Annotated in this window: 10 protein-coding genes; 1 reads left to right on the top strand and 9 read right to left on the bottom strand. The window is 41.0% G+C overall.

The features are described from left to right. Nucleotides 1-42: 42 nt before the first annotated feature. The 4 genes from tdh to NYF15_RS20175 form a co-directional block, all read right to left on the bottom strand. Nucleotides 43-1068: an L-threonine 3-dehydrogenase gene (gene tdh, locus NYF15_RS20190; protein WP_062568718.1), complete on the bottom strand. Its 1026-nt coding sequence runs from the start codon at nucleotides 1066-1068 to the stop codon at nucleotides 43-45. Nucleotides 1069-1123: 55 nt separating this feature from the next. Then, nucleotides 1124-2320, bottom strand: coding sequence for a glycine C-acetyltransferase (locus tag NYF15_RS20185; RefSeq protein WP_062568717.1), 1197 nt, complete (start codon nucleotides 2318-2320; stop codon nucleotides 1124-1126). A gap of 159 nt (nucleotides 2321-2479) precedes the next feature. Continuing rightward, nucleotides 2480-3031, bottom strand: coding sequence for a D-glycero-beta-D-manno-heptose 1,7-bisphosphate 7-phosphatase (gmhB, locus tag NYF15_RS20180; protein ID WP_237119951.1), 552 nt, complete (start codon nucleotides 3029-3031; stop codon nucleotides 2480-2482). Next, nucleotides 3028-4089, bottom strand: a complete 1062-nt coding sequence (locus NYF15_RS20175; RefSeq protein WP_371354486.1) for a glycosyltransferase family 9 protein — start codon at nucleotides 4087-4089, stop codon at nucleotides 3028-3030. Before NYF15_RS20175 ends, gmhB begins: the two co-directional genes overlap by 4 nt. A 126-nt stretch (nucleotides 4090-4215) precedes the next feature. Between NYF15_RS20175 and NYF15_RS20170 the strand changes: the two genes are divergently transcribed. Continuing rightward, complete coding sequence (locus NYF15_RS20170; protein WP_371354485.1) at nucleotides 4216-4938, top strand: 3-deoxy-D-manno-octulosonic acid kinase; 723 nt, start codon at nucleotides 4216-4218, stop codon at nucleotides 4936-4938. A gap of 17 nt (nucleotides 4939-4955) precedes the next feature. On the opposite strand, the gene NYF15_RS20165 is transcribed toward NYF15_RS20170, so the two are convergent. From NYF15_RS20165 to NYF15_RS20145, 5 genes are all read right to left on the bottom strand, one after another. Further along, nucleotides 4956-5975 (bottom strand): cytochrome-c peroxidase, encoded by a 1020-nt coding sequence (locus NYF15_RS20165; RefSeq protein ID WP_371354484.1) that lies wholly within the window; start codon nucleotides 5973-5975, stop codon nucleotides 4956-4958. A 60-nt stretch (nucleotides 5976-6035) separates the two neighbouring features. Next, nucleotides 6036-8300 carry a catalase/peroxidase HPI gene (gene katG / locus NYF15_RS20160; RefSeq protein WP_371354483.1) on the bottom strand — a complete coding sequence of 755 codons (2265 nt, stop codon included), beginning with the start codon at nucleotides 8298-8300 and terminating at the stop codon, nucleotides 6036-6038. 889 nt (nucleotides 8301-9189) lie between these two features. Further along, complete coding sequence (gene hldE, locus NYF15_RS20155) at nucleotides 9190-10632, bottom strand: bifunctional D-glycero-beta-D-manno-heptose-7-phosphate kinase/D-glycero-beta-D-manno-heptose 1-phosphate adenylyltransferase HldE (protein WP_371354482.1); 1443 nt, start codon at nucleotides 10630-10632, stop codon at nucleotides 9190-9192. Further along, entirely contained in the window at nucleotides 10632-11222 is a 591-nt protein-coding gene (locus NYF15_RS20150; RefSeq protein ID WP_130149471.1) for an SIS domain-containing protein, read from the bottom strand. Before NYF15_RS20150 ends, hldE begins: the two co-directional genes overlap by 1 nt. Nucleotides 11223-11254: 32 nt before the next feature. Further along, nucleotides 11255-12742 carry a capsule assembly Wzi family protein gene (locus NYF15_RS20145; protein WP_371354481.1) on the bottom strand — a complete coding sequence of 496 codons (1488 nt, stop codon included), beginning with the start codon at nucleotides 12740-12742 and terminating at the stop codon, nucleotides 11255-11257. Between the last annotated feature and the right edge of the window lie 49 nt (nucleotides 12743-12791).

Raw genomic sequence — 12791 nt, 5'->3', positions numbered from 1 at the left:
CTAAAAAGGCGGCAATCTGCCGCCTTATCACTATAAACGGCACTAATCCCAGTTAAGGATTACTTTACCAGATTGGCCTGAAATCATGGTATCAAAGCCCTCTTGGAAATCATCCACAGAGAACTGGTGAGTAATAATTGGTTTCAGGTCAAGGCCTGATTGAATTAAGCTGGCCATTTTATACCAAGTTTCAAACATTTCACGGCCATAAATACCTTTGATAATTAAGCCTTTGAAAATAACTTGGTTCCAATCAACCGCCATATCTGAAGGTGGAATACCTAGCATAGCGATTTTGCCACCGTGATTCATGTTATTAAGCATGCTGTTAAATGCAACTGGCACACCCGACATTTCAAGGCCAATATCAAAGCCTTCTGTCATGCCAAGCTCTTTCATTACATCTTCAAGCTTTTCAGTTGCTACGTTTACTGCACGAGTAGCGCCCATTTTACGCGCTAAATCTAAGCGGTATTCGTTTACGTCAGTAATAACCACATGACGTGCACCAACGTGTTTAGCAACCGCTGCTGCCATGATACCAATTGGGCCAGCCCCCGTGATTAACACGTCTTCACCGACTAAATCAAACGACAACGCTGTGTGTACAGCATTACCGAATGGGTCAAAGATTGATGCTAACTCATCAGGAATGTTATCTGGAATTTTAAATGCGTTGAAAGCTGGGATCACAAGGTATTCAGCAAATGCACCTTCGCGATTAACACCAACACCTGTGGTGTTACGACATAAATGTACACGGCCAGCACGACAGTTACGGCAGTGACCACAGGTAATATGCCCTTCGCCCGATACACGGTCACCTACTTGGAAACCACGTACTTCTTGGCCCATATCAACCACTTCACCTACATATTCGTGGCCAACGACCATTGGCGTAGGAATTGTATTTTGTGCCCACTCATCCCATTTATAAATATGGACATCTGTTCCACAAATTGCTGTTTTGCGGATTTTAATAAGCAGATCGTTATGACCAACTTCAGGCTTTGGCGCATCAGTCATCCAAATTCCTGGTTCTGCTTTTAATTTAGATAATGCTTTCATGATTCACACTCAATTAAACAAAACCGAAGCAAAGGCTTCGGTTTAGGAAATAAAATTAGATAACACCCATTTCTTTACCAATACGGGTAAAGGCAGCTATTGCAGTGTCTAATTGCTCTTTTGTATGCGCCGCTGAAATTTGCGTACGAATACGTGCTTGACCTTTAGGTACCACAGGGAATGAGAAACCCGTTACGTAAATACCCTCAGCAAGTAATTTGTCTGCCATGGCTGAGGCAACTTTAGCATCGCCTAACATCACAGGAATGATCGCATGATCTTTACCTGCACAGGTAAAGCCAGCCGCTTCCATTTGTTCACGGAAATATTTTGCGTTGTCCCAAAGCTTAGCGCGTAACTCGCCGCCGTTGCTCAGCATTTCAAGTACTTTAATTGATGCTGTAACAATTGATGGCGCAAGTGAGTTTGAGAAAAGATACGGGCGCGAGCGTTGACGTAACCATTCAACGATTTCTTTCTTACCTGATGTGTAACCACCTGATGCGCCGCCCAGTGCTTTACCCAAGGTACCTGTGATGATATCAACACGGTCAAGTACACCACAGTACTCAGGTGTGCCTTTACCATTTTCACCTACAAAACCAACCGCGTGAGAGTCATCCACCATCACTAACGCATCATATTTATCAGCTAGGTCACACACCGCTTCAAGATTACAAATTACGCCGTCCATTGAGAAAACGCCGTCTGTTGCGATGAGTTTTGTTTTAGCACCCGCTTCATCAGCAGCAATAAGTTGCTTTTCAAGGTCGCTCATGTCGTTATTGGCATAGCGGAAACGCTTAGCTTTACAAAGACGTACACCATCAATGATCGAAGCATGGTTTAAAGCGTCAGAGATAATTGCATCATCTGGGCCTAGGATAGTTTCGAATAAACCTGCGTTTGCATCAAAACATGATGAGTAAAGAATGGTATCTTCTGTTTCTAAAAACGCAGAAATCTTTTCTTCTAATGTTTTATGAATATCTTGCGTACCACAAATAAAACGGACTGATGCAACACCAAAACCGTGATCATCAAGACCTTGTTGCGCAGCTTTAATTAGCTCTGGGCTATTTGCTAGACCTAAGTAGTTATTTGCACAAAAGTTGATAACTTTATCACCCGATGCAACTTCAATTTGAGCCTGTTGTTGTGAGGTAATAACACGTTCGCTTTTGTATAGACCTTCAGCTTTTACTTCGTCTATTTGTTGCTGAAGCTGATTAAAAAACGCAGATGCTCTCATCTGAAATCTCCAAATAATCTTTTAAGTAATCAGAGCCGATTAGCTGTGACTGTGAAATTTGCGCCTATTGTAAAAGCTTAGGCGAACAATTGCACTGTTTGTAGTTCGTCGCACGCCTTGAATGGGTGCGGATTTGCGAAATAAAACTGGTCTTACCTGCTATGAGTGTAAAACCAGAGCAGGTAAGTCGGCTAATGACTCACAAACGATATCAGCATGTTGTTCTGTTGACTCTGCGTAACTTTGCCCTGAACGCACCAATACACGCGTGGCAATACTTGCCCTTTCAGCTGCAATTAAATCTCCCAGCTTATCACCAACCATGATACTTTTTTTAGGGTCAATATCATGCTCAGTAATAGCCTGTAAAAGCATTCCTGGCGCAGGTTTACGACAGTCACACTCTTGCAAATAACTCGCTTGTGCTTTTGTTGGATGATGTGGACAAAAGTAAACCGCGAGAATAGGCACGCCATGACGTTTAAACTCGTCTTTCATCCAAGCTGTTAGATTATGAAAATCCTGCTCTGAATAGTAGCCCCGACCAATTCCCGATTGATTAGTAACCACCACAATCTCGTAGCCATCATCAGTAAACTTTTTGCAGGCATCAAACACACCGGCAACAAATTCAAACTCTTGTGGTTTATACACATAACCGTGATCAATATTGACCACACCATCACGGTCTAAAAATAATACTTTCTTCATTTCAGTTGCTCTTTCAATACGACAAGGTCAAACATTAAAGTGACATCTTCTACACTAATCTGTGTCATTAGATCTGCCCCTTTAACACGCGTCCCCCATGGTAATTGTTCAGCTGTTTTACCCGTTTGCTTAACAAGGTTTTGATGATAAACCTCAACCACGTAATCTTGGTACAAATAAGGACCTGTTCGTTTTGGGTTTGAATGAGCGTATAACCCTATCACAGGCGTGCCAACCGTAACCGCCATATGGGCAGGTCCTGTATCAGGAGCAAGCACTAAAGACGCGCGCTTTAACACACATAACAGCTCTTTAAGCTGAGTTTTACCGACAAGATTCAAAATAGGCGTCTTACTGTGACTAATGATTTGCTCTGCAAGCGTTTCTTCGAGCGGCGTTGGGCCACCCGTAATCACTACCGAGAAACCTTGATGGTGAGCATAGTCAGCAAGTGCTGCATAACGCTCAGGCAACCAATTTCGCTCTTTTTTGCTTGCCGCAGGTGAAATCACAAAAATACGCCCTGCTAAACGCTCTTCACCTAGTAACGTATCAGCAGCTTGCTGGTGCTGCTCAGTAATTGGCATCTGCCAGCTTGGTTGATAGTCAGGCACACCAATGGCGCTCGCAAACCCTTTAAAACCTTCCAACACATGAGCCTCGGCTTGTGGTGCAATGCGCTTATTAATAAACAAGCTATGTAACTCTTTTGCTCGCGCCCAATCAAAGCCAACTTTTATTTTGGCAGGAATACAACGTGCTGCAAGGTTCGCTCTCAGTGCTACTTGCATATGTAGTAACACATCAAATTGTCGACCTTTAAAAACCTGTTTAAGCTGTTTGTAAGCTTGCTTACCTTGTTTTTTATCGAACACCACAAATTCAACACCTGGTAAGTCAGCCAGTAACATCGCTTCGATTTTACCAATCACCCAAGTAATTTTTGCCTTAGGATGCGCTTTTTGAATAGCTTGCACAGCCGATACTGCATGGCAAACATCACCAATAGCCGAAAGCCTTAATATACATATTTCTAAATACGAGGTTGAATGAGTCACACGTGCCCTTAGCAACAGCAAATAAAATGCGATCTTAAATTAACTTTGTGCTATTGCAAGTACTTATACGAAATGCCAAAAATGCGGTACTATAATAAGCATTGATCGTTAATACGTTAAGTTGTTATGTTTGAGACTCTGCATCAAGAAAATACCACGCTACTTTGTCACCCCGCTTATACACAGTTACTAACGCGCGAGTGGTTTGATGCTGACTTTTGGCAACAACAAAATAAAATTGTGGGTACTAAAAAAGGCCGTGCAACAGCCTGGTTTTTTAAACATGATCAATTAACCGCTGTGTTAAGGCACTACTGGCGTGGTGGCCTTGTTGGTAAACTTTTAACTGATCAGTATCTTTACTTAGGTTTAGAAAAGACGCGTGTGTATAAAGAATTTTCGCTAATGATGCGCTTATCTGAATTGGGTTTAAATGTACCCACTCCAATAGCAGCGAAAGTCACAACTCATGGCTTGATTTATCGTGGCGATATAATTACCCAAGCAGTGAAAGGCGCACAAAGCTTACTCGATATACTTATTACACGAGCCCTGAATCAGGATGAATTAAAAAAAGTAGCGACAACACTCAGTGAATTTCATAACCACGGGGTATATCACGCAGATTTAAACATCAATAACATCTTATTTGACGATAGCGGTAACGTCTTCATTATTGACTTTGACCGTGGTGAAATCAAGCAACCAGAAGCAAGTTGGCAACAAGAAAATATGAAACGCTTGGCACGTTCATTTGCAAAAGAACAAGGCCGTAACGAAGTTATGCATTGGCAGCAAAGCGATTGGCAGTTACTCATTTGTGAGTACCAAGCACAACTAAAACATTAACTAAATATGTGCACTTTTTATGGGAAGCTCACAGTATTTTCATTGTTTAAAGTTTCTAAAAAAGCAGCAATATTTTCAACCTCTTCTTCAGTGAGCTTTTTACCTAATTGGTGCCAACCAGTTAAACGAATAGCTTCTTGTAACGTTGCTGCAGCTCCGTCATGAAAATACGGTGCTGTGTTTGCCACATTTCGCAAACTTGGTACCTTAAATAAATAATCATGATCTTTTCTATTGGTCACCTCCCCCATTCCCCTATCATCTCGATTAGGGTATGGATTTACGATCCCCATTTTCATTGCAAACTGCCCACCTAAAAGACGACCACTATGACAACTTGCACAACTATTCTGTTGAAACTTTAAAAGACCTCGCTTCTCCTGCGCTGTCAATGCCTCATTATCACCATTCAGGTAGCGGTCAAATCGGTCTTTTGTGATCAATGTTCTTTGAAAGGCTGCTAACGCTTTGGTTATATTTTCAAAAGTGAGCGCAGGGCTTGAACGAGCAAAGGCATGCTCAAACTCTTTGCTGTATAAAACATTAAGTTTATCAACAGCCTCTTGCTTACTAGCTAACGCCATTTCATGTTCACTTAATAATGGTTCGCTGGCTTGCTGCTCTAGATTTTCAGCCCTTGCATCCCAGTTTTGGGCAAATTGAAAACCAGCATTCCATGTAGATGGGGCATTCCTGCGCCCTTTTATGCCTAAGGCACCTACTGAAACAACCTTAGCATCATGACCTTGCCCTGCATTTAGTAAGTTGTGACATGAATTGCAGGATTGGCTATTGTTGCTAGATAAACGTGTTTCAAAATAAAGCTTTTTACCTAACTGAATTAATGCGGGCGTGTCTGCATCACTGCGTGGCATTTTTTCAGGAATAACACCAAACACAGATAATGCATTCTGACGAAGTGCTTTGTCCTCTATATCGGTTTGCTTTGCAAGTGTATTTAAAGTTAAAGAAGCTGATAACACAATAAAAAGTGTTAGCTTCTTAAATAAGACTACAATCAACTGGTTAATATTCATATCGCTGCAAGTTAAATAAAAAAGCGGCTTTAAATAAAACCGCTTTGTTGCATTACTTAATTATTTGAGATCGAAACGATCAGCCTGCATAACTTTGACCCATGCTTTGATAAAATCATTAACAAAACGTTCTTTTGATGTATCGAAAGCATAAACCTCTGCAACGGCTCTAAGCTCAGCTGATGAGCCAAAGATTAAATCAACCGGTGTGGCTGTGTATTTAAGCTTATCAGTTTTTCTATCTACCCCTTCATAGATATCACCATTTCGCTTCCACTTGGTAGACATATCTAATAAGTTAACGAAAAAGTCATTGCTTAGTACACCAGGTTTATCAGTAAAGACACCATGCTTGCTGGAATTATTCGCACCAAGTACACGCATTCCACCCACTAACACTGTCATCTCAGGTACCGTTAACGCTAGTTGGTCAGCTTTATCAACAAGTGCCTCAGTAGGAGATTTGTAATAGCCTTTTTGATAATAATTTTGAAATCCATCTGCTTTAGGCTCTAACAAAGAAAACGAGTTGATATCTGTTTGCGCTTGGGTTGCATCACCTCGACCTGGTGAAAATGGCACTGTTACCTTAAATCCAGCCTCTTTAGCTGCTTTTTCAATGCCTGTAGCTCCTGCAAGTACAATTGTATCTGCGAGAGAAATCTTACGGCCTCCTCGCGACTTTTTGTTAAAGTCATCTTTCACTTTTTTCAGCTTAGCAATCACTTTTGCAGTGTCTTTTGGTGCATTCACAGCCCAGTCTTTTTGAGGCTGTAACGCAATGCGTGCTCCATTAGCGCCTCCTCGCATATCTGAATTTCGATAAGAAGCAGCCGATGTCCACGCAACTCTGACTAACTCGGAAACGGTTAAACCTGAATTTAAAATATTACTTTTCAGAGTTTTAATGTCTTTTGCGTTAACCAGTTTGTAACTTGGCTTGTCTATTGGGTCTTGCCAAATTAGCTTCTCTTTTGGAAACGCATCACCTAAATAGTTATCTCGAGGCCCCATATCACGGTGAGTCAGTTTGTACCACGCTTTTGCGAATGCTAAGCGGTATTCTTCTGGTTCGGCTAAGAATCTTTCCGCAATTTTTCGATACGCAGGGTCAAACTTCAATGCCAAATCAGCTGTTGTCATAACTGGCGGATTGAACTTTCCTTTAATATGCGCATCTGGAACCACTTTATGTAAAGACTCATTCGTCGGTACCCAAATAATCGCACCACCAGGACTTTTTGTTTTTTTCCACTCAAAGTTTAAAAGGTTAGATAAGTAAAGCGATGTCCAGCGAGTTGGTGATTGCGTCCACGCTCCCTCAAGACCACTTGTAACAGTGTCTTCAGAGTGGCCTTTACCACACTTATTTTTCCAGCCTAACCCTTGCTCTTCAAGTCCGGCAGCACCTGGCTCAGGGCCAATACATTTTGCCGCTTTATGCGCACCGTGCATTTTTCCAAATGTGTGACCACCGGCAATAAGTGCTAACGTTTCTTCGTCATTCATCGCCATACGGGCAAAAGACTCTCTGATGTTAGCCGCTGAACCAACAGGATCAGGAACACCATTTGGCCCTTCAGGGTTCACATAAATCAACCCCATATGAACAGCTGCAAGTGGTCTTTTTAATTTACCATCAGCCTCGCGTCGGTCACTTGCTAACATTTCAACTTCTGGGCCCCAATAAACCATATCAGGCTCCCAATCGTCTTGGCGGCCTGCGGCAAAACCATATGTTTTAAAGCCCATATTCTCAAGAGACACATTGCCTGCAAGTACTATAAGGTCACCCCAAGAAATAAGTTCACCGTATTTTTGTTTAACTGGCCAAAGTAGTCGACGCGCCTTGTCTAAACTTGCGTTATCTGGCCAGCTATTTAGGGGATCAAATCTTTGTTGGCCTCCACCGGCTCCGCCTCTGCCATCAAGCGTTCGATAAGTTCCTGCGGCATGCCATGTCATACGTATAAAGAAAGGACCATAATTTCCCCAGTCTGCGGGCCACCAGTCCTGAGAGTCTGTGAGTGTTTTATTAATATCGCTTTTCAATGCATTCATATCGAGCTTAGAAAATGCTTTTTTATAATCAAAGTTTTCTCCTAGCGGGTTAGAGCGAGAGTCATGATCACGCAGCGGAGCTAGGTCAACCTGATTTGGCCACCAAAATAGGTTTGATTTTGCCTGATTTTGAGCAACATGGCCGCTACCAACAGCGCCTTTAGGCTTGCTCATTTGAGCTTCAGCCGCAATCCCCTCAAAATTAATAATAATAGCCAGCGCACTGGCTATTAAGGTGTACTTGCTAACAATACGGTTATTCATAACATAATCCTCAAACTAATATAATTTTTAAACTACCTATTTAAAATCAAGCCAAACACCTAAATAATCTAAAACTAAAACATTAGAAATTTAGAGAAATTAAGCTCAACAGAATTCAAACTCACAAAAATAAACTAATATGAAAACCAACCTCCATCATATCGAAAAAACGATATAAAACGACCTACCACCCCTTCTAACCTGCTAATGTGTAACTTGTGGTAGGTACGTTTTAAGCTGTGCAAAGCCCTGAAAGTGGTTAGTTACTGCAACTCAAAATTTGCTTACACGATGCAATACCGTGCATGAGTTTTTATGTCGCACAAATGAAAGAACCTCATTATTAACAACGTACTAAAACCTAACCAACGACAGACCTTTTTTAGATACATTAGATGCAAAATACGTTTAAATAAAATCGTTTTTATAGATTATATTAATTTATTTTCTTGATTAAATAATGATAAACAACTAGAAACTAAAGCAGAGTATAAAATTTTAAAAATAGATAAATAGTAAAAAATAACGATAAAAATTTTGATTTTTAAATTTCAAAAATTAAAAAAATTCATAAAGGAAAAATAAATAGAACACAATATCAGCAAGTTAAAGGCGACTTTTAAATATGAAGATAAACAGGCAGCAAAAAACAGAACTTTAGTTCTATAGTTAGCTGTAATTTACTAGGAAGTAAGAACTTACTTTAAAGATAAGATTAAAATATGACTATAAAGACTAATCATAGCAGTCATATTTTTCGGCTTGAATTGACCCCTTGCTTGATCTAAATCAGGCTTTTACTTATTAATTAATAAGTAAAAGCCTTTATAAAAATCAGCTACAGGCTGGCTGCTTCGTAAAGGATTGAGAAAACCCCACCACTTTAGGGTTAGGGTTGTTTAATTTTACTAATCACGTTAGAGGTTGAGCACCCGTCAAGAAACTCAAGCACTTCAACTTTGCCACCATGACGCAAAACATGCTCTGCACCTGCAATTTGCTCAACAGTGTAATCGCCTCCTTTGACGAGTACATCAGGGCTGATCGTTTCAATGAGTTTGGCTGGTGTATCATTTTCTTCTACGCTACCAAATGGGATCACCCAATCGACAGAAGCAAGTGCACTTAATACCATTGCACGCTCTTGTAATGGGTTAATTGGCCGTTCAGGGCCTTTTAATCGTGAAATAGACTCATCGTTATTCAAGCCCACAACTAAGCGATCGCCTCTTGCCTTTGCTTGCGCTAAATAACGCACATGCCCTGCATGAAGGATATCAAAGCAACCGTTTGTGAAGACTATTCTCTCACCATTTTGCTTTGCAAACTCAATATGTTGTAAAACATCGTCAAATGGCGTTTGATAGTGCTCACCTGTTTGCTTTAAGTATTGACCAAGTTTACGGCTAAGCTCTTCAGGAGACACGGTTGCGGCACCAAGTTTACTAACAGCAATCCCCGCCGCAAGGTTGGCAATTTCAACAGCATCCTTAGGCGTCATTCCAGCGCCTAACATGACCGCTAAGGTCGCGATAACCGTATCTCCCGCTCCTGTTACATCACTCACTTCAAGCTCTTGAGCTGCAAAATCAAACTTTTCAGCTTCGCTTATCAAGGACATGCCTTGTTCTGAACGTGTTAATAACATAGCCGCAATACCTGCTTCACTAATAAGCATGCGTGCGCTGTCTGTTAAGCTTTGCTCTGAACCTGTTTGTCCACCAGCAAGTTTAAACTCGTTTAAATTAGGCGTTATGTAGTCTGCACCACGATATAAATTAAGATCCGATGATTTTGGATCGATAAGTACTGTTTTTCCGGCTTTTTTAGCAACCTGAATCATCGCCTGAATCAAGCTAAGTGAACCTTTATTGTAATCTGAAAACAATACGAAATCGTAATCATCAAGCACTAACTCTAAGCGGTTGAGTAATAATTGGCTGTGCTGTTCAGTAAAGGTTTCTTCTAAATCAAGGCGAACAACTTGTTGATGTCGGCTTATGACACGCATTTTAGAAATTGTAGGAAGCTCACAAACACTGACTAGCTGAGAATCTATTTTTTCCGAGCTTAAAATTGTTTCAAGGATCTGCCCACTTTCATCTTCGCCAACTAGACCTAGCAACCCAACTTTGCCATCTAAACGGGCTATATTCTTTGCAACATTTGCCGCGCCACCCGCCTTGTCTTCAAACTTACTTACTTTAACGATAGGTACCGGCGCTTCTGGGGAAATACGCCCTGAATCGCCATGCCAGTATCTATCTAGCATGACATCACCAACAACCAAAATACGTGCTTTAGAAAGGTTTTTTAGTAACGCTAAATCCATTACTTTTGCTCCGCTACAACCATATCGATGGCTTCACACAACCAATGACCAATAAACATGTGCGCTTCTTGAATACGTGCTGTTTCGTCATTTTTAATAATAATCGGTAACTTCGCGATATCTTTCACTTTACCGCCATCGCGGCCTGTTAAAGCCACAGTATACGCACCAATTTCATTTGCAGCAGCCAGCGCAAGATTAATATTAGGGCTCGTGCCTGAAGTCGTTAAGCCAATCACTAAGTCATCAGCCTTACATAGCGCTTGAACTTGGCGTTCAAATACCGTGTCAAAGTGGTAGTCATTACTGTGTGCTGTCAGAATAGAGGTGTCTGTTGTAAGCGCAATAGAAGCAAGTGGGCCTCGCTCTAATTTATAGCGAACGACAAACTCTGCAGCAAGATGTTGTGCATCGGCTGCACTACCACCATTACCAAACCAAATCACTTTTCCGCCAGCTTGTAATGTACTATGGCATGCTTCAAGAAGCTGCATCACTTCTGGGTGATAGGTTTCCATCGTTTCAAACAACATTTGATGACGGTTTAAACTCTCTAGGTAGCTTGCCGCTACAGAATCAAGATTAGACATAGATATTCCTCAAAAATAAATAACGGCTTCGCTTACCAAAATAATGCAACGGATAACCAAGTATAGTTCTCTCCAAACACATCTTCACCATAGGTCAGTGTTGTCTCGAGTGTGTGTTCATTCCATTGACGTGTATTACTCAATTGAAGTTCAATTGCTTTTTCATAGTCTGCGCTTGTTTGCCCAAATTCATTTAAATAATTACTTTTGTTTTCAATTAAGGTTAACTTACCACGCCATAAAGAACTAAGGCTCTCATTGTAAGTAAGTTCCATACTATGTACTTGAGTAGGTGGCGCATCTGCATAAACCTTCGCAACGCCATCTGCATGAAAATCACTATAACGCTGATCAGCTGCATAGTGACCTGTAACAAATCCACCCACCGTATTGCCGTTAACTGGATAAATTTCGTTTACATACCATAGGCTATGCATATTGGTATATTCATACCTTAATGACATGGCATCTGTCATTTTCGGTAAGAAAAAGCCGACATTGCTTACTGTGTTGCCAAATTGATAGTTTTTATGGTTTTTAGTGTCCTCACCGCCATACTCAAAATAAAGTTCAATGGGCATGCCCCAATTAAAGTTTACGGTACTGGTAATCGTCGCGTATTGATCGCCTAGTTCGTTATCTTTACTCCCTGTAAGGCCAGAGTTGTCGTTTCCAGCAGGGTCAAAAAATGCATCAAACACATCACCTGCATCAACCTTGCGAGGACCACCACCAAATTGCATCATACGGTTGATGCCAATTTTCCAACCATTGATTGGCTCAATACTAAAATGCGTACCTGCAAGCTTAGGTGTACCACTATGAAGCTCATTTTGATAAAGGATGCCGTTATCAACATGCTCTAATTCTGAATAGTACAGCTCAAAGTCGAAATTCCACCAATTATGTGCTGGCTGAACCATGCCTATCGATACCGATGGCGCTGTTTTTGCGTTTGTAGAAATCACTTGTGCAGAGTGTTTAAATGGTGAGAACCAATGCTCTTTATAACCAATATTTAATTGAAGATCTTCACCAGCAAAACTAACGAATGTGTTGTAATTTACAAACTTATTAGCTTTAGCACGATAATCAAGACCAACTTGCACTAATGTGTAATCGTTAGCACGCCATATGCCCTCAAAAAAGCCTTGCCCCCACTCATCAGAACTCAAACCTCGCTGATTCGCTATTTGTTTGCTGGTATCAGAGTCAACCTGAAATTTCACGCCTACGCGAGTTATAGCATCATCACTTTGATAAGGTTTAATCTTAGCGCGAATAGCTGCGACCAATGCAGGCTCAGAGCTTTCTAGCTTAGTGAGTGCTGTCTCGACTTCAGCCAACCGATAAGGTTTAGCCATCGGTGTTCCAGAGGTAAGTGCAAATAGTGTATCTAATTGATGATCAAGCTGTGCGTCCATGCCTATAGGTAAGTAGGCTGTGGGCGTTGCAAATAGTGGGGAGGAACAACTAAGTAACACACCTACAATTGAGGCTTTTATCATTTTTAATTTCATAACTACATAGTCCCTATACAAAGTATTTGAAATATTACCAAATTCGACG

The organism is Pseudoalteromonas sp. 68 DY56-GL68, from assembly GCF_041414825.1.
Lineage (GTDB): Bacteria > Pseudomonadota > Gammaproteobacteria > Enterobacterales > Alteromonadaceae > Pseudoalteromonas.
This window is presented reverse-complemented; position numbering and strand designations above follow the sequence as displayed.